30 protein-coding genes are annotated in these 22,404 nt (G+C 67.5%); 13 read left to right on the top strand and 17 right to left on the bottom strand.

Annotated elements, in window-relative coordinates; translation table 11 throughout:
- The first annotated feature begins 210 nt into the window (after window positions 1-210).
- A complete protein-coding gene (locus tag NRG74_RS16970; RefSeq protein ID WP_059313071.1) occupies window positions 211-1,200 on the top strand; it encodes a DMT family transporter in 990 nt (329 codons plus the stop codon).
- On the opposite strand, the gene ubiA is transcribed toward NRG74_RS16970, so the two are convergent.
- Genes ubiA through NRG74_RS16955 form a run of 3 tightly spaced genes read right to left on the bottom strand, consistent with a single transcriptional unit; the run spans window position 1,185 to window position 3,318 of the window.
- Window positions 1,185-2,132 (bottom strand): 4-hydroxybenzoate octaprenyltransferase, encoded by a 948-nt coding sequence (gene ubiA / locus NRG74_RS16965; RefSeq protein WP_059313072.1) that lies wholly within the window; start codon window positions 2,130-2,132, stop codon window positions 1,185-1,187. The two genes, NRG74_RS16970 and ubiA, sit on opposite strands and share 16 nt — an antisense overlap.
- 30 nt (window positions 2,133-2,162) lie before the next feature.
- Complete coding sequence (locus NRG74_RS16960) at window positions 2,163-2,765, bottom strand: chorismate--pyruvate lyase family protein (protein ID WP_257704882.1); 603 nt, start codon at window positions 2,763-2,765, stop codon at window positions 2,163-2,165.
- Window positions 2,749-3,318 carry a DUF2780 domain-containing protein gene (locus tag NRG74_RS16955; protein WP_257704881.1) on the bottom strand — a complete coding sequence of 190 codons (570 nt, stop codon included), beginning with the start codon at window positions 3,316-3,318 and terminating at the stop codon, window positions 2,749-2,751. The genes NRG74_RS16960 and NRG74_RS16955 overlap by 17 nt, the downstream gene beginning before the upstream one ends.
- A gap of 127 nt (window positions 3,319-3,445) precedes the next feature.
- Here NRG74_RS16955 and NRG74_RS16950 point away from each other — a divergent pair, with 127 nt between their 5' ends.
- On the top strand, window positions 3,446-4,675 hold the full coding sequence (locus NRG74_RS16950) for a nucleoside recognition domain-containing protein (protein WP_257704880.1): 1,230 nt from the start codon (window positions 3,446-3,448) through the stop codon (window positions 4,673-4,675).
- On the opposite strand, the gene NRG74_RS16945 is transcribed toward NRG74_RS16950, so the two are convergent.
- On the bottom strand, window positions 4,657-5,325 hold the full coding sequence (locus NRG74_RS16945) for a hypothetical protein (RefSeq protein WP_017641556.1): 669 nt from the start codon (window positions 5,323-5,325) through the stop codon (window positions 4,657-4,659). The two genes, NRG74_RS16950 and NRG74_RS16945, sit on opposite strands and share 19 nt — an antisense overlap.
- A gap of 147 nt (window positions 5,326-5,472) precedes the next feature.
- Here NRG74_RS16945 and NRG74_RS16940 point away from each other — a divergent pair, with 147 nt between their 5' ends.
- Together NRG74_RS16940 and NRG74_RS16935 are read left to right on the top strand one after the other, a co-directional pair.
- The gene (locus NRG74_RS16940; RefSeq protein ID WP_017641557.1) at window positions 5,473-5,703 is read left to right on the top strand and encodes a DUF1161 domain-containing protein; all 231 of its coding nucleotides are present in this window, start codon (window positions 5,473-5,475) and stop codon (window positions 5,701-5,703) included.
- Window positions 5,704-5,806: 103 nt separating this feature from the next.
- Complete coding sequence (locus NRG74_RS16935; RefSeq protein ID WP_257704879.1) at window positions 5,807-5,983, top strand: hypothetical protein; 177 nt, start codon at window positions 5,807-5,809, stop codon at window positions 5,981-5,983.
- Window positions 5,984-6,025: 42 nt separating this feature from the next.
- Here NRG74_RS16935 and NRG74_RS16930 read toward each other — a convergent pair whose 3' ends face one another.
- Window positions 6,026-6,457 (bottom strand): hypothetical protein, encoded by a 432-nt coding sequence (locus NRG74_RS16930; protein WP_257704878.1) that lies wholly within the window; start codon window positions 6,455-6,457, stop codon window positions 6,026-6,028.
- 34 nt (window positions 6,458-6,491) lie between these two features.
- Entirely contained in the window at window positions 6,492-6,914 is a 423-nt protein-coding gene (locus tag NRG74_RS16925; RefSeq protein ID WP_064309091.1) for a hypothetical protein, read from the bottom strand.
- On the opposite strand from NRG74_RS16925, the gene NRG74_RS16920 reads away from it, so the two are divergent.
- The gene (locus NRG74_RS16920; RefSeq protein WP_307773957.1) at window positions 6,913-8,034 is read left to right on the top strand and encodes an aminopeptidase; all 1,122 of its coding nucleotides are present in this window, start codon (window positions 6,913-6,915) and stop codon (window positions 8,032-8,034) included. The genes NRG74_RS16925 and NRG74_RS16920 overlap by 2 nt on opposite strands.
- Here the strand turns inward: NRG74_RS16920 and NRG74_RS16915 are convergent.
- Window positions 8,031-9,377: an MFS transporter gene (locus tag NRG74_RS16915; protein ID WP_257704876.1), complete on the bottom strand. Its 1,347-nt coding sequence runs from the start codon at window positions 9,375-9,377 to the stop codon at window positions 8,031-8,033. The genes NRG74_RS16920 and NRG74_RS16915 overlap by 4 nt on opposite strands.
- Window positions 9,374-10,168, bottom strand: a complete 795-nt coding sequence (locus NRG74_RS16910) for a siderophore-interacting protein (protein WP_160922178.1) — start codon at window positions 10,166-10,168, stop codon at window positions 9,374-9,376. The genes NRG74_RS16915 and NRG74_RS16910 overlap by 4 nt, the downstream gene beginning before the upstream one ends.
- 54 nt (window positions 10,169-10,222) lie before the next feature.
- Here NRG74_RS16910 and NRG74_RS16905 point away from each other — a divergent pair, with 54 nt between their 5' ends.
- The 3 genes from NRG74_RS16905 to NRG74_RS16895 all read left to right on the top strand — a co-directional run bounded on the left by NRG74_RS16905 (window position 10,223) and on the right by NRG74_RS16895 (window position 11,375).
- On the top strand, window positions 10,223-10,639 hold the full coding sequence (locus tag NRG74_RS16905) for a MarR family winged helix-turn-helix transcriptional regulator (protein ID WP_064309093.1): 417 nt from the start codon (window positions 10,223-10,225) through the stop codon (window positions 10,637-10,639).
- A 65-nt stretch (window positions 10,640-10,704) separates the two neighbouring features.
- Window positions 10,705-10,938 (top strand): hypothetical protein, encoded by a 234-nt coding sequence (locus NRG74_RS16900; protein WP_257704875.1) that lies wholly within the window; start codon window positions 10,705-10,707, stop codon window positions 10,936-10,938.
- Between the two features lie 164 nt (window positions 10,939-11,102).
- Window positions 11,103-11,375 carry a cupin domain-containing protein gene (locus NRG74_RS16895; protein WP_257704874.1) on the top strand — a complete coding sequence of 91 codons (273 nt, stop codon included), beginning with the start codon at window positions 11,103-11,105 and terminating at the stop codon, window positions 11,373-11,375.
- On the opposite strand, the gene NRG74_RS16890 is transcribed toward NRG74_RS16895, so the two are convergent.
- A complete protein-coding gene (locus tag NRG74_RS16890) occupies window positions 11,372-11,500 on the bottom strand; it encodes a hypothetical protein (RefSeq protein WP_017641567.1) in 129 nt (42 codons plus the stop codon). The genes NRG74_RS16895 and NRG74_RS16890 overlap by 4 nt on opposite strands.
- 116 nt (window positions 11,501-11,616) lie before the next feature.
- On the bottom strand, window positions 11,617-12,045 hold the full coding sequence (locus tag NRG74_RS16885) for an OsmC family protein (protein WP_017641568.1): 429 nt from the start codon (window positions 12,043-12,045) through the stop codon (window positions 11,617-11,619).
- Between the two features lie 119 nt (window positions 12,046-12,164).
- Here NRG74_RS16885 and NRG74_RS16880 point away from each other — a divergent pair, with 119 nt between their 5' ends.
- Complete coding sequence (locus tag NRG74_RS16880) at window positions 12,165-13,145, top strand: aldo/keto reductase (protein WP_257704873.1); 981 nt, start codon at window positions 12,165-12,167, stop codon at window positions 13,143-13,145.
- Between the two features lie 246 nt (window positions 13,146-13,391).
- Here the strand turns inward: NRG74_RS16880 and NRG74_RS16875 are convergent, their stop codons facing one another.
- Window positions 13,392-13,994, bottom strand: a complete 603-nt coding sequence (locus NRG74_RS16875; protein WP_257704872.1) for an FMN-dependent NADH-azoreductase — start codon at window positions 13,992-13,994, stop codon at window positions 13,392-13,394.
- A 110-nt stretch (window positions 13,995-14,104) separates the two neighbouring features.
- Between NRG74_RS16875 and NRG74_RS16870 the strand changes: the two genes are divergently transcribed.
- Window positions 14,105-15,013, top strand: coding sequence for a LysR substrate-binding domain-containing protein (locus NRG74_RS16870; protein ID WP_257704871.1), 909 nt, complete (start codon window positions 14,105-14,107; stop codon window positions 15,011-15,013).
- Here NRG74_RS16870 and NRG74_RS16865 read toward each other — a convergent pair.
- From NRG74_RS16865 to NRG74_RS16855, 3 genes are all read right to left on the bottom strand, one after another.
- A complete protein-coding gene (locus NRG74_RS16865; RefSeq protein WP_160922184.1) occupies window positions 15,010-15,594 on the bottom strand; it encodes a LysE family translocator in 585 nt (194 codons plus the stop codon). The two genes, NRG74_RS16870 and NRG74_RS16865, sit on opposite strands and share 4 nt — an antisense overlap.
- A 46-nt stretch (window positions 15,595-15,640) precedes the next feature.
- Entirely contained in the window at window positions 15,641-16,480 is an 840-nt protein-coding gene (locus tag NRG74_RS16860; RefSeq protein WP_257704870.1) for an AraC family transcriptional regulator, read from the bottom strand.
- Between the two features lie 74 nt (window positions 16,481-16,554).
- The gene (locus NRG74_RS16855) at window positions 16,555-17,451 is read right to left on the bottom strand and encodes a LysR family transcriptional regulator (protein WP_257704869.1); all 897 of its coding nucleotides are present in this window, start codon (window positions 17,449-17,451) and stop codon (window positions 16,555-16,557) included.
- 105 nt (window positions 17,452-17,556) lie between these two features.
- Between NRG74_RS16855 and NRG74_RS16850 the strand changes: the two genes are divergently transcribed.
- From NRG74_RS16850 to NRG74_RS16840, 3 genes are all read left to right on the top strand, one after another.
- Window positions 17,557-18,642 (top strand): tartrate dehydrogenase, encoded by a 1,086-nt coding sequence (locus NRG74_RS16850; RefSeq protein ID WP_257704868.1) that lies wholly within the window; start codon window positions 17,557-17,559, stop codon window positions 18,640-18,642.
- A 1-nt stretch (window position 18,643) separates the two neighbouring features.
- Complete coding sequence (locus tag NRG74_RS16845) at window positions 18,644-19,522, top strand: alpha/beta fold hydrolase (RefSeq protein WP_257704867.1); 879 nt, start codon at window positions 18,644-18,646, stop codon at window positions 19,520-19,522.
- Window positions 19,523-19,626: 104 nt separating this feature from the next.
- A complete protein-coding gene (locus tag NRG74_RS16840) occupies window positions 19,627-20,418 on the top strand; it encodes a phosphatase PAP2 family protein (RefSeq protein ID WP_257704866.1) in 792 nt (263 codons plus the stop codon).
- Between the two features lie 6 nt (window positions 20,419-20,424).
- Here the strand turns inward: NRG74_RS16840 and NRG74_RS16835 are convergent, their stop codons facing one another.
- From NRG74_RS16835 to NRG74_RS16825, 3 genes are all read right to left on the bottom strand, one after another.
- Window positions 20,425-20,676: a hypothetical protein gene (locus NRG74_RS16835; protein WP_017641580.1), complete on the bottom strand. Its 252-nt coding sequence runs from the start codon at window positions 20,674-20,676 to the stop codon at window positions 20,425-20,427.
- Window positions 20,677-20,943: 267 nt separating this feature from the next.
- Window positions 20,944-21,933, bottom strand: coding sequence for an alpha/beta hydrolase (locus NRG74_RS16830; protein WP_257704865.1), 990 nt, complete (start codon window positions 21,931-21,933; stop codon window positions 20,944-20,946).
- Window positions 21,930-22,400, bottom strand: coding sequence for a thioesterase family protein (locus tag NRG74_RS16825; protein WP_257704864.1), 471 nt, complete (start codon window positions 22,398-22,400; stop codon window positions 21,930-21,932). The genes NRG74_RS16830 and NRG74_RS16825 overlap by 4 nt, the downstream gene beginning before the upstream one ends.
- Window positions 22,401-22,404 lie beyond the last annotated feature (4 nt).

Raw genomic sequence — 22,404 nt, 5'->3', positions numbered from 1 at the left:
GACCCGGCTGCGTGCCGGATCATAGTTAGTAAGCTATTGAAATATCGCCCGGTATCGCGGTCCTGAGGGCGACAGGACGGCTTCCTCCCGGCACGCTTGCGTGTCGCCGAGGTCCATGTCCCGAGTCGGTGGCCATGCCGACGGACCGCCGTGCAGGACGGCCGGATCATGCAGGCGGTCAGGGACCGCCGTCAGCGCCACGGGAGTCCAATGAGCGCCACAGCAGGACCCACTTTGAGATTCGCCGACCAGCCGCTCAAGGGCATCGCCCTGATCTGCCTCGCCGTCTGGCTGTTCGCCTCCCACGACGCCCTCTCCAAATACCTCTCCGGCTTCTATCCGGTGGTCATGGTGGTCTGGGCCCGCTATCTGTCCCACACCCTGCTGATGATGGGGATCTTCATCCCACGCTCGGGCCTGGCGGTGATTCGCACCAAACGCCCGGGATTGCAGGTGCTCAGAGCCTTGTGCCTGATCGGTTGCAGCCTGTTCTTCACCACCGGGCTACGCTACCTGCCGATGGCCGAGGCCACGGCGGTCAACTTTCTCGCCCCGCTGATGGTGACGGCGCTGTCGGTGCCGCTGCTCAAGGAGAGCGTCACCCGCAGCCAGTGGGCGGCGGTGCTGGCGGGCTTCGTCGGGGTGCTGATCATCGTGCGGCCGGGCGGCCAGCTGTTCACCCCGGCGGTGCTGCTGCCGGTCTGCTCGGCGGTGTGCTTCGGCCTCTACCAGCTGCTGACGCGGCTGCTCAGCGGCATCGACAGCCCCACCACCAGCAACTTCCTCACCGGCATCATCAACACCCTGGTGCTGAGCAGCGTGGTGCCCTTCTTCTGGGAGATCCCCACCCTGACCCACGGCTTCATGCTGGCCTTGCTCGGCCTCTTCGGCATGTCGGGCCATCTGCTGCTGACCCAGGCCTTCCGCTATGCGCCGCCAGCGCTGCTGGCGCCCTTCAGCTATGGCCAGATCGTCACCGCCGGCATCATCGGCTACCTCGTCTTCGGCCATGTGCCGGACAGCGGCGCGCTGATCGGCATCCTGATCATCTGCGCCAGCGGCCTGGCGGTGGCCTGGCAGCAGAGCCGCAAGGCGTCCAAAGCCAAGAAGGCCCGGGCGGTGCCGGCAGCGCAACCCGAGGCGCTGCCAGAGGTGGTGGCCGATGCCGCCGCGGGCACCCCGGCTCAGCGCAGCCCGTAGTCGGCGATGATCCCGACGAGGATCGCCAGCCCGGCCCAGTGGTTGTGCAGGAAGGCCTTGAAGCACACCAGGGGGTCGCGGTCGCGGGTGACGTGGAATTCCCAGGCGAAGCAGCCGGCCGCCACCACCAGGCCCAGGTAGAAGGGCAGGCCCAGGCCGAAGCGGCCACCGGCCAACGCCAGGCAGAGCAGGGTCAGGCCCTGCAGGGTGGCGATGATCACCCGGTCGGCGTCGCCGAACAGGATGGCGGTGGACTTCACCCCGATCTTGAGATCGTCCTCGCGGTCGGCCATGGCGTAGTAGGTGTCGTAGCCCACCGTCCAGATCACGTTGGCGACGAACAGCAGCCAGGCCGCGGCCGGCAGCTCGCCGGTCTCGGCGGTGAAGGCCATGAGCATGCCCCAGGAAAAGGCCGCACCCAGCACCGCCTGCGGGTAGTAGGTGTATCTCTTCATGAAGGGATAGAGCGCGGCCACGCCGAGGGCGCCGAAAGATAGCCAGACGGTGGTGGCGTTGGTGCAGAGCACCAGGCCGAAGCTGATCAGCACCAGCACGGCAAAGAACAGCAGGGCCTCCTTGGGCGAGATGCGTCCGGTGGCCAGGGGGCGATTCTTGGTGCGGGCGACGTGGCCGTCGAAGTTGCGGTCGGCGAAGTCGTTGATCACGCAGCCGGCCGATCTCATCAGCACCACGCCGAGCACGAAGATCACCAGGTTCTTCAGGCTCGGCACGCCCTCGGCGGCGATCCACAGCGCCCAGAGGGTGGGCCAGAGCAGCAGATAGATGCCGATGGGTCGGTCCAGTCGGGTCAGCTGGACGAAGTCGCGGATGCGCTCGCTACGAGGGCGCGTGGCGATGACCCGGGCACTGGGCTCGGGGCCGCGGGGCGCGGCAGGACGGCGATCAAGGGGGCGGGAAGCGTTCTTTTTCATCGGGCGGCTGCTTGGCAAAGGGCCCGGCGATTATAAGGGCCCTGTCGTGTCGCCGCTGCCGTCCTGACGGATCAGCGCCTGTTCGTGTTCGGCATGGGGCCAGAAGGCCGGCAGGAAGACTTCGCTCACCAGGATGGCCAGCGGCCCGCGGCTGAACACCGAACGACGCGCCCAGCAGGCCGTGGACGCCGCGCCGTCGGGCAGCCAGGCCAGCGGATAACGGCAGGCTTCCAGGGGACCGCGGACAAAGGCCGGTGCCTGGAACAGCCAGTGGCCGAGCGGTCGATCACCGAGCGCCGCCAGGTCGAAATCGGCGGCTTCCAGGGCCTTGCGCGCTGCCACGCTACGGGCAAAGACCCAGGCTTCGCCATCGCCGCGCAGCCAGACCTCACGCACCCAGCCAGGGCTGCTGGGCGGGACGTCCAGCGCCTGGCACTCGTCCGGGCGCAATGGTTGCCAGCCCTGGGTGATCACCTCGACGGCGAAGCGTCCGCCCGCGAGGGCGGTGAGTCGCTCGGTGAGGGAGCCGCGGTCGACGTAGAGCCAGCCGAGAGGCGCCTCCCGGTAATCCGGCGCCTGGCTGGCCGCCGCCTGGGTCAGCCAGCGCGGTGAGCCGTCACAGCCCCCAGACATTGCCCAGGGTGCTCAGCAGGGAGGGCTGGGTGCCTTGCTTGCCGAGATAACCCAGGATCACCTGGGCGAACTGGCTGGTCATGCCGCTGTTCATGCCCAGGGCATTGAAGGTCTTGTCGACGTCCTGGCGACTGTCGACATTGCCCAGCAGGCTGCCCAGCGGACTCTGCTTGGCGTCCTTGCCACCACCGCCGAGCAGACTGCCCAGGCCACCGAGTTGCGCCAGGCCACCGGTGGCATTGGCGCCGGCCAGCTGGTCCAGCCCTGGCACGGCCTTGGCCAGCTGGCGGTAGTCGGTGCCGACCAGCTGGTTCTTGGCCAGGCCCAGCAGGGCACCGGTGCCGCCCACCGCCTGTTGCGGGGTGACGTTGAGCTGGCTGGTCAGCGCCTGCAGCAGGCCCTGCGCCTGGGGCGTGGCGGCCGCCGCGGCGGTGGCCTTGGCGTTGCTGTTGCCGTTGGCGCCGTTGTAGGCGTTGACGGCGTCGTTGAGGTTGAAGGCGAACACCGGGCTGGCGGCGAGCACCAGCGGCAGGGCGAGAACGGACAGACGCATGGGCAGACTCCAGCGATTTGCGTGAAAGGTCAGAGGATAACCCGCTGGCGATGACCACAGACTGAACGGCGTCCCTGCGCGGACCCGACGCTACGGTTATCATCGCCGTTTTGCCGGGAGAACACCGATGCTCAACGGGTTGTGGCTGAGCTTCTTCATCGTCGCCGGGATCAGCGCCTTCGGCCAGTGGCTGGTGGCTGGCAACGCCGGGGTCTTCGCCGCCATGGTGGAGAGCCTGTTCGCCATGGCCAAGCTGTCGGTGGAGGTCATGGTGCTGCTGTTCGGCACCCTGACCCTCTGGCTCGGCATCCTGCGCATCGCCGAGAAGGCCGGACTGGTGGACGCCCTGGCGCGGTTGCTCGGCCCGCTGTTCGCCCGGCTGATGCCAGAGGTGCCGCGCGGTCATCCGGCACTGGGGCTGATCACCCTCAACTTCGCCGCCAACGGCCTGGGCCTGGACAACGCCGCCACCCCCATCGGCCTCAAGGCCATGCGCGCGCTGCAGGAGCTCAACCCCAGCAGCACCACCGCGAGCAATGCGCAGATCCTCTTCCTGGTGCTCAACGCCTCCTCGCTGACGCTGCTGCCGGTGACGGTGTTCATGTACCGCGCCCAGCAGGGCGCGCCGGACCCGACCCTGGTGTTCTTGCCGATCCTGCTGGCCCACACCTGCGCCAACCTGGTGGGGCTGTTTTCGGTAGCCTTCATGCAGCGGCTGAAACTCTGGGATCCGGTGGTGCTGGCCTGGATCGGCGGGGGCGCCCTGGCCTTTGGCGTCTTCGTCGCCTTTCTCTTCACCCTGACCGCCACGGCGCTGGCCGGACTGTCATCGCTGCTCGGCAACCTGACCCTGTTCGGCATCATCCTGGCGTTCATGATTCTGGGCGCCCTGCGCAAGGTGCCGGTCTACGAAGCCTTCGTCGAAGGCGCCAAGGAGGGTTTCGACGTCGCCAAGTCGCTCTTGCCCTACCTGGTGGCCATGCTCTGCGCGGTGGGGGTACTGCGCGCCTCCGGCGCCCTGGAGGCCCTCCTCGAAGGCATCCGCCATGCGGTGACCTTTCTCGGCTGGGACACCCGCTTCGTCGAGGCCCTGCCCACCGCGCTGGTCAAGCCCTTCTCCGGCAGCGCCGCCCGCGCCCTGCTGATCGAGACCATGCAGACCCATGGCGTGGACAGCTTTCCGGCGCTGGTGGCGGCCACCATCCAGGGCAGTACCGAGACCACCTTCTATGTGCTGGCGGTGTACTTCGGTGCGGTGGGCATCCAGCGCGCCCGCCATGCGGTGGGCTGCGCCCTGCTGGCGGAATTCACCGGGGTCACGGCATCGATCCTGATCTGCTACTGGTTCTTTGGCTGAGCCTTGGGCTCCATGTCGACCATCCAGTCGTTTTGCACCATGCGCCGCTGACGGCGCGAGGTCAGCTGCTGGGTCTGCCAGTCCTCGGCGATCAGCGCACAATAGTTGCCGTCGTGCTGGCCCAGGCGAAAGCGCCGGCGCACCCCGATGGGATCGTGATCCGAGCCATAGAAGGCCACCGCACGGATCTCCAGGCCCTCGAACACCCAGCCCTCGGGCGGCCGGTGGTTGTCCAGGGTCAGGCCGTTGTGCTCGGCGGCGCGGCGGATCAGGCCCTGGAAGGTGCCGATGTGGGTGAAGTCGCCGGTGTTGAGCGGTCCCTGGTGGGTCGCCTCGCCCAGCACCAGATCGGGATCGAAGTCATCCTGGCCGCTCTCGCGGATATCGGTGACATCGGTGTAGAGCGTCTCGCGGTTGGTCTTGAGGATCACCGTGAGCTGGTTGATGAACACCGGCTCGGCGCTCATGTTCGACAGCAGGCAAAGGGCGCCCACGCCCTTTCCAGCGCCGCGGTTGATGATCAGGCGCGGCTGGCGCTGGCGCTTGTAGTTGTTGAGCAAGAGCTGGGCATAGAGTACCCAGACGCCCAGGGTGCAGCACTGGGCGAAGAGCGTGAGGACTTGAGAGTTGTCTTTCAACCACTGGAACATGGGGGCACTTCACGGCAAGGAATGACCATCGGAAAGACCGTTCGGGTTCCAGGTTCCACCGCTTCGCTGGCCAAAGGATCGCGCTGAGAACATCGCCACAGCTCGGGCGTCCAAGCCTGAGAGGTCATCACGCCAAGGAAAATCGCCATGCTGCGTCTATCGCTACTCTGCTGTACCGCCCTGTTGAGCACGGCTGCGCTGGCCGAACCCCTGTCCTGCGACCAGCTCAAGGCCGAGATCGAGGTCAAGATCCAGTCGGCCGGGGTGACCGCCTATACCCTCGAAGCGGTTCCCAACGCCGAGGTACGCGATCCCAACATGGTGGTGGGCAGCTGCGCCAACGGTACCCACAAGATCCTCTATCAGCGCAACGACTGATCCTCGGCCCGGAGGACGGACCGTTCATCCGCTGGATGCTTGTACAGTTACGCTTGGCTTAGTACTGTTTGCGCATACAGTATTTAGCCAAGAGGGTAATGCCATGTCGCCGTTCGCTCGGATTCGCCAAGCTCTATCCCTTGTCCAGCCTGCACCGCGCTGGATGGAACGCGAGGATTTTCTGCGCCTGAGTCGCCAGCTGCGCGAGCAGAAGGGTCGCCCGGTCGCGCGTCGCAGCCAGGATCGCGATCAGGATGACTGGGTCAGCGTACCCGCCTAGCGGGTCCTGGGCTGACCCGCTCGCCCTCCCTGGCGACGGGAGTCAGAAGGGCGAGCAGATGCCCCGCTGGGAGCTCACCAGTTCGCGCTGGCCGTCGTAGAGGGAGATCTCGCCCTGGCCGAAGGTGTGTTCGGCTGCCAGTCGATAGCGCCGGCCGGCCTGGAAATCCCCGTAGTCCAGTTCCAGATAGCATTGGATCTGCAGAGGTTCGTTCCAGCCGAAACGTGGTCCGAAGCCACCGCCGCCATAGAGTTCGTAGCGATAGCTCACCTTGAGGCTGTGGCTGCCGGGGGCGAGCTGGAAATAGCGGCCGTCGTCGAGACGTCTGCCATCCTGGGACTCGGCCAGCAGCGAGGCGCCTACCGCGGGTTCGCGCAGCTCCAGATCGACCCACGCCTGCTGGGGATCGACCGGGGGCAGCGGCGTGGTGCAGCCGCCGAGCAGCAGCAGAGGAAGCAGCAGGCGCAGACGCATGGATGGCGACTCGCGACAGGGAGATCAGCCGAGTCTACACGTCGCCGCAACGACTGGCAGTGCTGCGCGCCACTTCCTGGTTGCGCTCGTCATAGAGGCGCGCCCAGGGTCGCCAACCGGTCTGGCCGGCTTCCAGGCGATAGCGCTCGCCCGCGGCGAAGGCCTTGTAGTTGAGGGTCACCAGGCAGGTGCGCGCCAGCGGATCGGCCACCTGGGCGCCGATGTTGGTGGGCTGCACCTCGAACTGGTAGCGTACCTGCAGATCGTGGTTTCCTGGCCAGACCTGGAAGTAGCGTTTGTCTTCGAGATCCTTGCGATCGGCGCGCAGGGCTTCCAGCTTGGCCTTGCCGTCGCTGTCCAGATCGATCCAGGCCTGCGCCGGATCGGGCTTGGGCAACGGCCACAGGGAACAGCCCCCCAGGAACAGCACAGGCAACAGCAGGCACAGTCTACGCATGACGGCTACAACTCCGGGCAGGGAAGGGTGCGCCACCCAGTCAGGCACCCTGCCTGCGCAACGCGCGAGCCGTTGGCTGGCGCTGCTGTCCCTCTTGATCGGACTGAGCGGTTGTACCTCGGTCGGGTACTACGCTCAGATGGTACAGGGCCAGTGGGCGCTGATCCGTGATCGCGAGCCCATTGCGACGGTCGTCGCAGATCCGGCGCGCCCCCCGGTCCTGCGCGAACGCCTCGCCGCCGCGGCGGCGGCTCGCCGCTTCGCCAGTGCCGAACTGGCCCTGCCGGACAACGCCAGCTATCGCAGTTTCGTCGAACTCAAGCGACCCTTCGTGCTGTGGAATGTCTTCGCCACCGCCGAATTCTCCACCCGCCCCACCACCCACTGCTTTCCCATCGCTGGTTGCGTGGCCTATCGCGGCTACTACCGGGAAGCCAAGGCCCGAGCTGAGGCGCAGCGGCTGCAGGCGCAGGGTCAGGACACCTACGTCGGCGGCGTGCCGGCCTATTCGACCCTGGGCTGGTTCAGCGATCCGCTGCTCAGCAGCATGCTGCGCTGGGACGACGACCAGGTGGCGGCCACGATCTTCCACGAGCTGGCCCACCAGCGCTTTTACCTGCCGGGCGATACCGCCTTCAACGAATCCTACGCCACCTTCGTCGAGGGCGAAGGTCTGCGACAATGGCGCGCCAGTCGTGGCCTGCCGCCGCCGGAGGCGGGGCGCGAGGCCCGCTATCAGCAATTTCGCGCCCTGCTGCTGACTACCCGCGACGACTTGGCCAGGCTCTATGCCCAGCCGTTGGCGCTGGTGGCCATGCGTGCGGCCAAGGCCCGGCGTTTCGCTCGATTGCGTGCTGACTATCAGCGCCTGCGCGCCACCCCGGCCTGGCGTGACGAGCGTCGCTTCGATGGCTGGATGAGCCAGCCACTCAACAACGCGCGGCTGGTGCCCTATGGCCTGTACGAACAGTGGGTGCCGGCCTTTGCCGCCCTCTATCGGCAGCACCCGGGCAACTGGCCGGCGTTCTTCCACCGGGTCCGGCTGCTGGGCGAACGCCCGGCGGTCGAACGTGAGCAGGCGCTCAAGGCGCTGCTCGACCAGACAACACCGCAGCCCTAGCGCGGTGCCCGCCAGTTGGACCAGGCGGCGACCAGACCCAGCGCTGCCGCCAGGGCCAGTCCCAGGCGCGGGGCCAGGCCGCCATCCAGATGCAGCAGCAGCGCCAGGGCCGCGGCGCCCAGGGCCATGCCAGTCTGCCGGGCGGTAGCCTGGACGCCGCCGGTGGCACCGTTGCGACCGAGCGGGGCAGCGGTCAGCATGATCCTGTTGTTGGGCACCTGGAAGAAGCCGAAGCCGATGCCGCCTAGGATCAGGCAGGGGATCAGCAGGGCGGTCGAGCGCTCCAGCGGCATCATCGCCGCCGCCGCCAGCCCCAGGGCGATTCCCAGCCCCCCGAGCATGCACAGCCGCTGCGGCGGATGGCGGTCGGCCAGCCGCCCGGCCACCTGCGCCGAGACGGCCACGGTGAGCGGCCAAGCGAGCATCAGCAGGGCCACCTGCAAGGGCACCAGCCCGAGCTGGTGCTGCAGATAGAAGGGCAGGGCGAGAAAGCAGAGCATCTGCGCGGCAAAGGAGCAGACCGAGGCCAGCACCGAATGGCGCATGGCGGGCAGCCCCAGCAGATCGACGGGCAGCAACGGCGCCGCCAGCCCGCGTTCGCGACGCACCAGCAGCACCAGGCTGGCCGCGGCCAGCAGCAGCAGGACCACTCCCTGCAGTGGCGCGCCGCCAAGACGCTCCAGGCCGCCGATGCCGGCGCAGAACAGCAGGGCGTTGAGCAGCACGCTGACCGGATCGAGACGGCGTTGCGCGCGGGGGCTGTCGGGCAGGTTGTGCACTAGTAGGCCGACCAGGATGGCCAGGGGTACGTTGATCGCGAACAGCCAGGGCCAGCCGCCCAGCGCCAGGATGGTCGCGCCCAGGCTGGGTGCGGCCGCCGAACCCAGGGCTACGCACAGGGCGTTGATGGCGATGCCCCGCCCGAGGCGGGCGCGTGGATAGGACAGCCGCACGATGCCGGCGCTGACGCACATGATGGCGGCGGCGCCTACCCCCTGCAGCGCTCGGGCAGCCACCAGGCTGGCCAGATCCGGCGCCAGGGCACAGCCCAGGGAAGCCAGGCCGAAGATGCCGACCCCGACGGCGAATACCGGACGCAGGCCGTGGCGCTCGGCCACCGCGGCCAGCGGAAACAGCAGGGCGACCAGACTCAGCTGATAGGCGCTGACGATCCACACCGCCGCGGCGGCCGAGACCTCCAGGGCCTCGGCGATGGTGGGCAACGCCAGGTTGGCGATGCCGCTGTCCAGTACCGTCATGCTGATGGCCAGCAGCAGGGCGGCGACCGCCCGGTAGCGTCGGGGTCGCGGCAGGCCATCGGCGAGGGGGGCGCTGGTAGTCAATCCTCGACCTTCACATGCTGGTCGCTCTCGCCGAGCTTCCAGTAGCCGGCGGCCTTGACCCAGTCCCGCGGCAGACCCTTGGCCAGCAGCACCTGACGCGCGGCGCGGGCCTGGGTCGCCTCACCGGCGATCCAGGCATAGCCTTCGCCCGCGGGCAACTCCAGCTGCTCCAGGGCCTGCACCAAGGCATTGGCCTCGGTTTCGCGATAGACCCAGCGGATCTCGGCGGCGGCGGCCGTCGACAGCGCGATCTCCAGGCCAGGACGAGCCACTTCGGCGACGACCTGGACCCGGACGCCGGCGGCCAGCTGCTCCAGGCGGCGGGCGATGGCGGGCAGGGCGGTCTCGTCACCGGCCAGCAGGTACCAGTCGAAGTCCTCGGGTGGCACCAGGGCGCCCTTGGGGCCACCGATGATCAGCTCGGCACCGGGCTGCGCCTGGCGTGCCCAGGTGGTCAGCACCCCGGCTTCATGCAGATAGAAGTCGATGGCCAGTTCGCCACGGGCGGCATCGTAGTGGCGCGGGGTGTAGTGCCGACCGACCAGCTGCTCGGGATTGGCGGCGCGGATCGGGGTGGTGTCGGCGGGGACGAACAGCTTCACGTGCTCGTCGAAGGCCGCACTCTGGAAATCGGCCAGGTCGCTGCCACCAAAGGTCAGGCGCAGCAGGTCGCCACCCAGGTCTTCGCGGCGGACGACGGTCGCCCAACGTCGCTTGAGGTCGAAGCGCACACGCTGGAAAAGGTGAGGGGCACTGGCATCGCCCTCGCGGCTGTGAAAAGATGTCGCCATTGCGGAGGTACCATTCATTGAGGTTCCTCACTATATTCGAGGTAAGTAGTTGTCATGTCAACCGCCGCCGCCATTGCCGAAGCCCTGATGGATTTGAAACGGCAGATGCGCCAACAACTGGATGAGACCCTCAAGGCCTCTGGACTTTCCTTTGCCCGCTACAAGGTGCTCAAGGTGCTGGAACGCCTGGGGCCCTGCCGCCCGGGCGAGGTCGCCGAACAACTGCGCCATGCGCCACGCACCCTGACCGATGCCTTCGACGCCCTGGAGCGTGACGGCCTGGTCCGCCGCGAGCCCCATCCCCAGGATCGCCGCGCTCTGCTGGTGCACCTGACCGAGCAGGGGCGCCAGGCCCTGGATCAGGCCCAGGCGCCCCGGACCCAGGCGCTGGAAGCGGTCTTCGCGCCCCTGGATGCGGCCGAGCAGGCGCAACTGCTGGCCTATCTGGAGCGCGTCCGTATCCGGAGTTGAGCGGCGGGCGAACTCCGTGGCGGTCGTTGCGCTCGAAAGAAGGACCCTATCGAGGATAGCCTGCCATGAGTGACCAGCGTTCCGATGCCCACCTGGGCAAGACCCCACCCAACGAACCCGCGCTCGACGAAGCGGGACGCCCCGTGGATGTGGTGAAGAAAGACATGGAGCAGCCGGAGTCGACGCCGACCGATGGCATCGACAAGGTCCTCACGCCCACCGATATCAAGACCAAGGAACAGGAAACAGAAGCGCTCAAGCGCAAGAACGCTGAGGTCGAGCGCAAGCTGGAGCGCTGATGCTCCACGTGGAACCTCGGCTGGCCGAGGTATCCATGGCGTCCTTGCTTCGAAGCTGGCCATAGCCAAAGCCAGGGCTCCTCATAGTGCCTTTGCACTGGCTGCGAAGAGGTGAGGCGCCTAGCCTGGGCGCTGATCATCCCTTCTTGGCGTCAGGAGCACCCATGGACCAGGCCACCTTCATCGAGCAACTTGCCCGCGAGGGTTTCCAGCCACCGGTACTGGTCGAGCGCGATGCCCTGGGCAGGCTGGAACCCCATGCCCACCCCTTCGAAGCCAGGGCGTTGGTAATCCAAGGTGAGCTGCGTATCCGTAGCGCCGCTGGCAAACGCCACTACGGCGTCGGTGACATCTTTCAGCTCGCCGCCCAGAAGCCGCATTCCGAGGTCTTCGGCCCCACGGGCGTGCGTTACCTGGCAGGTCGGCGACCGGCCTAGCCTTCGCTGTCGTTCTTCTCGATGTCCTTGCGTTGGCGGTTGAGGATCACGCAACCGTAGATGCCGCCGCCCAACAGCAACACGGCGAGGATGGAAAAGAGGGTCATGAAGATGGAGTCGTTCATCGTACTCTCCGAAAGCGGGGTCGGAGCAGTCTAGCGACTTGCGGACAGCTCGGCGAACAGGCTCTGGAACAGGGTGTTGCCGATGCCGGAGCGGCATCGGCAGACGCCTCAGACCCTTAGCCTTCGAGCGTGGCGTTCAGGTTGATCTTGGCGCCCTTGAGCACCTTGGACACCGGGCAACCTTCCTTCGCCTGGTTGGCGATGGTGGTGAACTGCTCCTGGGTGGCGCCGGGGATCTTGGCCTTCATGGTCAGATCGATGGTGGTGATCTCGAAGCCGTCGCCGACCTTGTCCAGGGTCACGTCGGCCTTGGTCTCGATCCGCTCGGGAGTCAGGCCGTTCTGGCCCAGCAGCATGGAGAAGGCCATGGAGAAGCAGCCGGCATGGGCCGCGCCGATCAGTTCTTCGGGATTGGTGCCCGGCGTGCCTTCGAAACGGGTGTTGAAGCCGTAGGCATTGTCCTTGAGCGCGCCGCTCTCGGTGGAGATATGGCCCTTGCCATCTTTCAGACCGCCTTGCCAGACCGCGGAAGCATATTTCTTCATGGAGCGTCTCCGGTTGTAGGTTAGGAATCCATCTAGAACCAGGCGGCAGCCGGTAAGTTCGTTGCAGTCGATCCGGGAACTGCGTGGTCAACCTCTTTCGACCATCCCTGGAGGCCCCCATGAACTATCGCACTCTCGGCCGCACCGGTCTGAAGATTTCGCCCCTTTGCCTCGGCTGCATGACCTATGGCGTGCCCGAGCGCGGCAATCATCCCTGGACCCTGCCGGAAGATCAGAGCCAGCCGCTGTTGAAGATGGCCCTGGATCTGGGCATCAACTTCTTCGACACCGCCAACAGCTACTCCGATGGCACCAGCGAAGAAATCGTCGGTCGCTTCCTCAAGGCCCACGCCGTGCGCGAGGAGATCGTGCTGGCGACCAAGGTGTACTTCCCGTTGCGCGATAGACCCAATGTCGGCGGCCTGTCGCGCAAGGCCATCTTTGCCGCCATCGACGCCAGTCTGCAGCGCCTGGGCACCGACTATGTCGATCTCTACCAGATCCATCGCTGGGACTATCACACGCCCATCGAGGAGACCCTGGAGGCCCTGCACGACGTGGTCAAGGCCGGCAAGGCGCTGCACATCGGCGCCAGCAGCATGTACGCCTGGCAATTCGCCAAGGCGCTGCACACCGCCGAGCGCCATGGCTGGACCAGATTCGCCACCATGCAGAACCACCTCAACCTGCTCAACCGCGAAGAGGAGCGGGAGATGCTGCCGCTGTGCCGCGATGCCGGTATTGGCGTGATCCCCTGGAGCCCGCTGGCCCGTGGTCGCCTGACCCGCGACTGGGACGCCAGCACGGCGCGTACCGAAAGCGACGCCTTCGGCAAGACCCTCTATACCGCCAGCGAGGAATCCGATCGGCAGATCGTCGCCGCCGTGGCCCGCATCGCCGAGGCCCGCGGCGTACCGCGCGCTCAGGTGGCGCTGGCCTGGCTGCTGCAGAAGCCGGGCGTCGATGCGCCCATCGTCGGCGCGTCCAAGCCGCAACATCTGGAAGACGCGGTGGCGGCGCTGGAGCTGCACCTGAGCGACGAAGAGATCGCCGCCCTGGAAGCGCCCTACGTCCCGCATCCGGTGGTGGGGTTCAGCTGAGACGGGGCCTTGCCCTCACCCCAGCCCTGTCCCGGAGGGAGAGGGGGAAGAGCGGGATGGAGTGCCGGCTGAGGTTCCATGCCCGGGGCCCCAAGGATCCTTCCCCTTGGCGCCCCAAGGCTGAGGCCGGGCTAGCGCTAGCAATAAAAGACGCTTCAGGCTTATTCAAACTCACCCTGCAAAGCCGAGGACCGCTCTGCTCCCCTCTCCCTCAGGGAGAGGGGCCGGGGGTGAGGGTGCCTGACCCTAGGCGAATTGGTCGGCGATCTGCCGCTCGGCGCTGGCCAGGGCCGCGTTCTTGGCTTCGTCGCCATAGGCCAGGCCTTCGGCGCGAACGATCTGGATGTCGGTGATGCCGAGAAAGCCCAGCAGCAGCTGCAGATAGTCCTCGTGGGCTATGCCGGTAGGCTTGCCGGCATGGATGCCGCCCGCAGTGGCGACGATGATCGCCTTCTTGTCGCCACACAGGCCTTCCGGACCGGCTTCGCTGTAGCGGAAGGTGGTACCGGCCACGGTGATGCGGTCGATCCAGGCCTTAAGCTGGGTCGGAATGGTGAAGTTGTACATGGGCGCACCCAGCACCAGCACGTCGGCGGCGAGGAATTCCTGCAGGGCGCGAGCATTGCGCTCCGCTTCGTCGCGCTGTTCGGCGCTGCGCTGCTCGGCCGGGGTGGCCCCAGCGGCCAGGCTGGCGCTGGAGAAGTGCCCGAGGGCGTCGTGGGCGAGGTCATGGTAGATCACCTCCAGACCCGGCGTGGCGGCCTTGAGCGCTTCAACGACCTTGGCGGTCAAGGCACGGGAGGCGGAATGATCGCCGAGGATGCTGGAATCGATGTGCAAGAGTTTCATGACGGTAGTCCTGTAGGTTTCGATGCGATGAGCCCAGACTACCGATAAGACGATCAGCTGATTAGCCAGCTAAAATGCGATGCTTCGTCCCATGGATAGGACAATCGCCTATGCAAGATCTCAATGACCTCGCCTACTTCGCCAAGGTGGTGGAGGCCGGTGGCTTCGCCGCCGCCGGGCGGCTGCTGGGCATTCCCAAGTCGCGGCTGTCCCGCCGCATCGCCGAGCTGGAGACTCGGCTGGGCGCGCGCCTGTTGCAGCGCACCACCCGCACCCTGACCCTCACCACCCTGGGCGAGCGCTATCTGGTGCACTGCCAGGCGCTGCTGCGCGAGGCGGAAAGCGCCGCCGAAACCGCCGCCAGCCTGTCCAGCGAACCGCGTGGGCCGCTGCGGGTGTCCTGCCCGGTGGCCCTGGCGCAGCAGTATCTTCCCGAGGTGGTGACGCGTTTTCTTACCCGCTATCCCCAGGTGCAGCTGGACATGCTGCTGGTCAACCGGCGGGTGGACATCATCAACGAAGGGGTGGACGTCGCCATGCGCGTGCGGGACGTGGACGACGAAGAACCAGGCCTGGTCGTGCGGCGGCTGCGCCAGGCGTCCGTGGTGCTGGTGGCGACCCCCGAGTTGCTCGCCGGGCGCCGGCTGGATACCCCGGAAGCCTTGCTGGGCCTGCCACTGCTGGGCGCCCTGGAGGTGGATCGCAAGGTACACCTGCGTCTCGCAGGACCTCAGGGCGAACGTCGCGAACTGATTTTGGAAGCACGCCTGGGCATCGATGACTTCGGCGTGCGCAAGGCCGCCGCCCTGGCGGGTCTCGGCTATACCCTCCTGCCGCTGGTCTATTGTCAGGCCGAGCTGGCCGAGGGCCGCCTGCAACGCCTGCTGCCGGACTGGTCGATCCCCGGTGGCCATCTCCAGGCGGCCTATGCGCACCGCCGTGGCCAACTGCCGGCGGTGCGCGCCTGGCTGGAGCACCTGGAAGAGAACTTCCGCGATCAGGGCAGTGCGCCGGTCTAGACCACCGTCGCCCAGGCCGAGACGAGCAACAGCGCCGCCATCCCCAGGTTGAAACCACGCCAGGCGCGCTGCGATCTCAGGCTGCGCGCCGCGACCCGGCCGAGCAGCGCCCAGAGGCCCAGGCAGGGCACAGACACCAGCAGGAACACCAAGGCCAGGACCAGCACCTGCCGCCAGAGGTCGGCGCCGGGCTCGGCATAGACCGTGACCACCGCCAGCGCCATGCTCCAGCTCTTGGGGTTGAGCACCTGCAGGCCGGCGGTGCCGCCGAATCCCAGGCGGGCGCTGTCATCTGTGACCGCGGGCGCGCCGGCACGGGCCAGTTGCCAGGCCAGCCAGCTCAGCCAGAGCACGCCGGCCCAGGCCAGGCCGCGCTGCCAGTCGGGATGTCGGGCCAGGGTCTGGCCGAGACCGAAACCCACCACCAGGACCAGGGCCACCGCGCCCAGGCTACCGCCCAGTACCAGCGGCAGACTGGCCCGGGTACCGTGGCGAGCGCTGTGGCCGAGGATGAGCACATTGGTCGGCCCGGGGGTGATGGAGGCGACCAGGGCGAACAGCAGGAAGGGCAGCAGGGACATGGGAGACTCCCGGTTTGGAGGGAGCCCCAGGGTCGCAAGCCTGCCGCTAGCGGTCTGGAAGATTCGAGCAGCGCGCGCGATAGGCCGCCGGGGTCAGGCCATAGGCGCGGCGGAACCAGCGGCCCAGGTGACTCTGGTCGGCGAAGCCCAGGGCGGCGGCGGTCTCTGCCGGCGACAGGCCGTCGGCCAGCAGGCGGCGTGCCCGCGACAATCGCAGCTGCACCAGATAGGCGTGGGGTGCCAGACCAAAGGCCGCCTTGAAGGCACGGGTCAGGCGGAATCTGTCCACGCCACAGGCCTGGGCCAGTTCTTCCAGGCCGAGGTCTTCCTGATGATGGGTATGCAGGAAGTCCCGGGCGCGCAGAGCAACCTGGGGCAGGCGCGGATCGCCCGCCTGGGGCGCTCGCCATTGCAGTTGCGGCAAGAGGCGCAGCAGCAGGGCGTCCAGGGCGCTCTGGCGGACGATGCGCAGCTCTGGCCGACTCAAGACGTCATGGGCCCAGGCTACCGCGCGGTGCAGCTCGGCCTGGTCCACTAGGGTACGGGCGAAGCCCGGTTCGCCCAGCGGCCGGGCCTCACCGTGCAGGCCCTGCAGCTCGCGCGCCAGCCACTGGGGATCGAGGTAGAGCATGGAATAGGTGAAGCCCTCGGCTTCCGGCGCCTGGCCGTCGTGCAACTCGCCGGGCTCCAGCAGAAAGACCTGCCCCGGGGTGCTCAGGTGGCGCTGGCCCCGACAGTGGAATTGCTGCAGGCCCTGCTCGGTGTAGCCCACCAGATAGGCGTCGTGCCAGTGCGGATCATAGGCATGGCCCTCGAAATGGGCGCGCAGGGTCTCGATGCCGGTCTCGGCGTCCTGCTGCAGCTGGATCCAGTGATCGTCGGCCATGGCGAGAGAAGGGGATCTGCGGGCTTTCCAGTCTAATTACTGACCTGATGTCGGTCTGGAAGATTCGTGCAGCCTTAGCGCCCCAGCCGCGCGGGCAGCTCCTGCGCCAGATGGCGGATCAGTTCGGAAAGCCGACGCGGCACATGGCGCTGCTGGCGGTGTACCGCATAGATGGCTGCAGCCGGCGCCTCATGATCGGTCAGCACTGGCACCAGGGCGCCACTGGCGATCAGCTCGGCCACGTCCCATTCCGATCTCAGGATCAGCCCATGGCCCTCCAGCGCCAGGCGCACCACTACCTCGCCATCGTTGCTGCTGAGACTGCCGCGCACCTTCTGGGCGAAGTGCTGGCCGGCCTTGGTGAAGCGCCAGACGGCGTAGTCGCCCGCATCCTGGCGCAGCACCAGGCAATTGTGCCGCGCCAGGTCCGCCACGCTTTCCGGCACGCCGGCCCGGGCCAGGTAGGCGGGGGCAGCGCAGAGCAGGCGACGGTTATCTAGCAGGCGGTGGGCGATGACCCGGGCATCCGGTGGCTCGCCGACACGGATATCCAGGTCGAAGGGCCCTTCCAGTAGGTTCACCGGATGGCTGGAGAGGTGCAGATTGACTTCCAGCCCGGGATGGCAGTGGGCGAAGTCCGACAGCAGCGGCGCCAGGTGCCGGCGGCCGAAGCCGAAGGTGGCGTTGAGATTGAGCACCCCGGCGAGCGGCGCATCGGGCCTTCCGACGGCAGCCTCCAGGTCTTCCAGCTGGGTCAGCAGCGGTCGGGCGCCTTCCAGATAGCGCAGGCCTTCCGGCGTCAGGTCCAGCCGCCGGGTGGTCCGGCGGATCAATTGCACGCCCAGGCGGCGCTCCAGGGCAGTGAGTCGCTTGCTGACGGCTGCCAGCGACAGCCCCAGCTCCCGGGCAGCGGCGGTCAGGCTGGGATGGCCAGCCAGGCGGACGAAGAAGGCGAGGTCGTCGGCGGACAAGATTCTTGATCCCAGGTTGAGAATGGCTTTCCCTTTGGCGGGATTGTACGCCTGTGCCGCAGGACTACACTGGGTCCATCCCACCCAGACTGCCGGAGAAAGCCCATGCAAGCGTCCAAGCCCTACAAGATCGCGGTCATCGCCGGTGACGGCATCGGCAAGGAAGTCATGCCCGAAGGTATCCGCGTGCTGGACGCCGCTGCCCAGCGCTTCGGTATCGACCTGCAGTGGGACCATTTCGACTTCGCCAGCGCCGAGTACTACCAGGCCCACGGCAAGATGCTGCCGGACGACTGGTTCGAGACGCTCAAGGACTACGACGCCCTCTACTTCGGCGCCGTCGGCTGGCCGGACGTGGTGCCCGACCACATCTCCCTCTGGGGCTCGCTGCTGCAATTCCGCCGTCGCTTCGACCAGTACGTCAATCTGCGGCCCTGCCGGCTGATGCCCGGGGTCAAGGCGCCCCTGGCCAATCGCCAGCCGGGCGACATCGACTTCTATGTGGTGCGCGAGAACACCGAGGGCGAGTACTCCAGTGTCGGCGGCATCATGTTCGAGGGTACCGAACGCGAGGTGGTGATCCAGGAAACGGTCATGACCCGTCACGGCACCGACCGCATCCTCAAGTTCGCCTTCGACCTGGCCCAGCAGCGGCCACGCAAGAAACTGACCTCGGCCACCAAGTCCAATGGCATCGCCATCACCATGCCCTGGTGGGACAAGCGCGTGGAGGAGATGGGCAAGGCCTATCCAGACGTGGCAGTGGACAAGTTCCACATCGACATCCTCACCGCCAACTTCGTCCTGCACCCGGACTGGTTCGACGTGGTGGTGGCCAGCAACCTGTTCGGCGACATCCTCTCCGACCTGGGCCCGGCCTGCACCGGCACCATCGGTATCGCGCCTTCGGCCAACATCAACCCGGAACGCAATTTCCCCAGTCTGTTCGAGCCGGTGCACGGCTCGGCGCCGGACATCGCCGGCCGCGGCATCGCCAATCCCATCGGCCAGATCTGGTGTGGCGCCATGATGCTGGAGCATCTCGGCCATGCCGACGCCGGCGCTGCCGTGGTGGCGGCCATCGAGGCCGTGCTGCGCCAGGGTCCCGAACAGGCGCCCCTGACCCGCGACCTCGGCGGCCAGGGCACCACCGAAAGCCTGGGACAGGCCATCGCCGCGGCCCTGGCCTGAGATGGACAGCCTCTTTGCGGGCCTCGAACAGCGGCGGCTGAACGTCGGCGGCGTCGAGATCAATTGCCGCGTCGGCGGTCAGGGCCCGGCGCTGCTGCTGCTCCACGGCCATCCCCAGACCCATATGATGTGGCATAAGGTGGCGCCGCGGCTGGCCGAGCGCTTCACCCTGGTGGCCGCCGATCTGCGCGGCTATGGCGACAGCGCCAAGCCCGACGCGGGCACGGAGGCCTACAGCAAGCGCACCCTGGCGGGGGACAACGTCGCGCTGATGCGCCTGCTGGGCCACCAGCGCTTCGCCGTGCTGGCCCACGACCGCGGCGCCCGGGTCGCCCATCGCCTGGCGCTGGATCATCCCGCGGCGGTGGAGCGGCTGATGCTGCTGGACATCGCCCCGACCCTGGCCATGTATCGGCAGACCGACGAGGCCTTCGCCCGCGCCTATTGGCACTGGTTCTTCCTGATTCGCCCGGCGCCGTTGCCGGAGCGGCTGATCGAAGCCGATCCGGAAGGCTATCTCAAGGGCGTGATGGGTACGCGCAGTGCCGGCCTGGCCCCCTTTCCACCGGAAGTGCTAGCCGAATACCTGCGCTGCCTGAGCCTGCCTGGCACCGCCCGGGGCATCTGCGAGGACTACCGCGCCAGTGCCGGGATCGACCTGGAGCACGACCAGGCCGACCTGGATGCCGGGCGCCGGCTGGAGCTGTCACTCCGCGTGCTCTGGGGCGCCGAAGGCACTGTCGGGCGCTGCTTCGATCCGCTGGCCGAATGGCGTCAGGTGGCCACCCAGGTCAGTGGTTGCGCCTTGCCGGGTGGCCATTACCTGGCGGAGGAATTACCGGATCTGGTCGTGGCAGAAGCGCTGGCCTTCTTTGGTTGAGTCGATGATCGCAAAGGAGTGTTGCGTCATCTGGCTGTAACAAAGTGTGACGTCATCGAGGTCGAGTCGGTCTATTCGTGAAATTTTCGTGAAAAGAGACCTCGATGAACGCTCCCCTCTTCACCGCCACCTGGCAGTGGCGTCGCCTGGCGCTGTGCCAGGCTCTGGCTCTGGGCCTGCTGCTGCTCTGGCTCATTCCCACCGTTCGTACCCAGTTGCTGGCCTTCGATGCCGGGCTATTCCACTCCCTCAATGCCCCTCTGGCGCATTCCACCGCCTGGCTCTATCTCTGGACCTTCTTCAGCCTGCGACCGGTGGATGCCCTGGTTGGCCTGGTGCTGCTGGCCTTGCTAGTTCGCGGCGGCTGGGCCTATCCGACCCATCAGGTACGGCCGGCGCTGGCGACCTTCATCGGCCTGCTGGTGATCCTGCTGATCGTGCGAACCCTGCTGACCAAGGGCATCGAAGCCTGGGGCCTGCAGCATTCCAGCCCGTCCGACGTGCTCCCGGGCGCCTATCTGCTCAGCGATCGCTTTCCCGGGCTGGAGCATGGTTGGGAATTGAAGGACAGGTCCGGCGCCAGCTTTCCCGGCGACCACGCCTCGGTGCTGCTGCTCTGGGCGCTGTTCATGGCGCACTTCACCCGCGGCGGACGCCGCCTGGTGGTGGCCGCGCTGGCGGTGCTGTTCATGCTGCCGCGCTTGGTGGCTGGCGCCCACTGGGGTTCGGATGACTACATCGGCGGCCTGGCGCTGGCCCTGGGCGTCATCAGCCTGGGCCTGCATACCCCGCTTGCAGCGGGGCTCGCCCACAGGGGTGAACGTCTGTTGACGCCACCCCTGCGTGGCCTGGGACGGCTACCGGTGCTGGGCCGCCTGAGTCTGCTGCGACCCTAGGGTGCGTTAGGCGCGCGCCTGAGCCAGGGCCGGCAGCAATTGCTGGTCGATGGCCTGGCGTACCGCCGGCAGCAGCGCCGCGCTGCCGGACAGCAACTCCTGGATCAGTTGGCGCAGGGCCTGGGCACGCTCTTGGTTGAGCCCGGTCACGGCCTGGCGACAGGCTTCGTCCGCGGTTGCCGCGGGCGTCACGTTGAAACCCAGCGCACGCAGGCGGTCGCGGAAGTCGTCCTGGTCGATCAAGTCGGCGATCATCATGGCACTGCCCTCTCAGGTGGAATGCCTGGATTCTCCCATTGGCGTCGCAGACGGCAAGCCAGGCTGGCGTCGCCGCATAGCCCGATGTCGTTTTTGGAAAGCGCCTCGCCGGCCAGCCAGGCAATGTAGGTTTATTACGACGCCCTGCCTGGACAATCTGCCGCAGGGTCAAAACCGACGTTCGCCGTTAGAATGCGCCCTATCCACGATATTTTGCGGTTGTTCGCCTCCAGAGCCGAGCAATCCACGGTTACACACTGAGGCCCATCAGGGCGTTTGAACCTCTTCCGTCTCCAGCGGTTGAGGTTTTTTTTTGTCTTTTGACAGGTTGGCCGCGGGTGCCAAGCCCAGTTCGCCGCCGAGAAAGCGCTCCAGGGCACAGCGCAGGGCTTCGGCGCGCCGACCCGGGGCGCGCAGGGCGCCATGCAGCAGGCCGGCGCCCTCCCATAGCCGACAGGAGTTACCCGCCGCGCGCAGGGCGGCAGCATAGGCGCGGCCGTGGTCAGCCAGGGGATCGCGCCGCGCCACGGCGACCAGGGCGGGCGCCAGCCAGCTGAAATCGCCAGCCTGCAGCGGCAAGGCGAGGGGATCCCGGCGATCTTCCGGGCGGGGCAGATAGGCATCCAGACAAGCCCGCCAGTCGGTCGCGCTCAGCAGCGGTGCCTGGGCCTGATGGCGCTCGCTGGGCAGCCCCCGATCCGTCAGCGCGGGATAGATCAGTACCTGAGCCCGCGGCTGGGCGCGACCCTGTTGGCGCAGCGCCAGGCACAGGGCCGCGGCGAGAGTGCCGCCGGCACTGTCACCGGCCACCGCCAGCCGGCGCTCGTCCAACCCCAGTGCCTGAGCCTCACGTTGCAGCCAGTCCCAGGCCCGCCGGGCATCGTCCAGGGCCGCAGGATAGGGATGCTCCGGCGCCAGGCGATAGTCCACCAGCAGCACCGCCAGCCCCAGTCGCCGCGCCAGCCGTGCCGCGAGAAAGCCGTGGGAGTTCAGGTCGCCGAGCATCCAGCCGCCGCCGTGCAGATAGAGCAGGGCGGGGCGGTCAGCGGCGGACTCTCGCGGCGCCACCAGCCGCAACGGTACGGCGCCGGCGCGGTGATCGCTGACCGCCAGGCCCCTGTAGTCAGCCGGCGCCAGGGCGGCGCAGAGCCGCGCATAGGCCTGGCGCTGTGCCTGGAAGTCTGGATCGGTAGTGGCGAAGGCCTGGCTGGCTGCGACGAAGGCGGCCATGTCCGTCGACAGCGGCGGCGCCTTCATGGGCGGGGCGGGGGCAGGCCAATGACCCGCCCGACATGCTCCGGCCAGGGCTCGTCCCGCTGCGCCGCCAGCCGGGTCGCCAGCCAGTCGTGCACCCGCGGCGCGAAGGGTGCCGAGCGGGGACCGTCCAGGTGGACGTGCAGCAGCAGCTGCTCGGAGGCGGCCAACAGGTCGGCCTGGCCCTGGTGATGGAAGCCGAAGTGCAGGTGCAGGCGCTTGGCGTCCAGGGCCAGGAATCTCACCCGCACCTCCAGCTGGGCGTCCGCCTTCACCTCATGGAGGAAGTTGAGGTGGCACTCCAGGGTGAATAGCGAGTGCCCGCTGGCCGCGCGGCCGGCGGCGTCCAAGCCCATGGCGTCCATCAGGGCGTCAGTGGCGTGGCTGAAGATCAGCAGATAGTAGGCGTCGCGCAGATGGCCGTTATAGTCGACCCACTCGCGGGCGACCGTAGTACGGTGGATGATCATGGCC

The sequence above is a fragment of the Pseudomonas oryzihabitans genome, from assembly GCF_024652905.1.
GTDB classification, from domain to species: Bacteria; Pseudomonadota; Gammaproteobacteria; order Pseudomonadales; family Pseudomonadaceae; genus Chryseomonas; species Chryseomonas benzopyrenica.
This window is presented reverse-complemented; position numbering and strand designations above follow the sequence as displayed.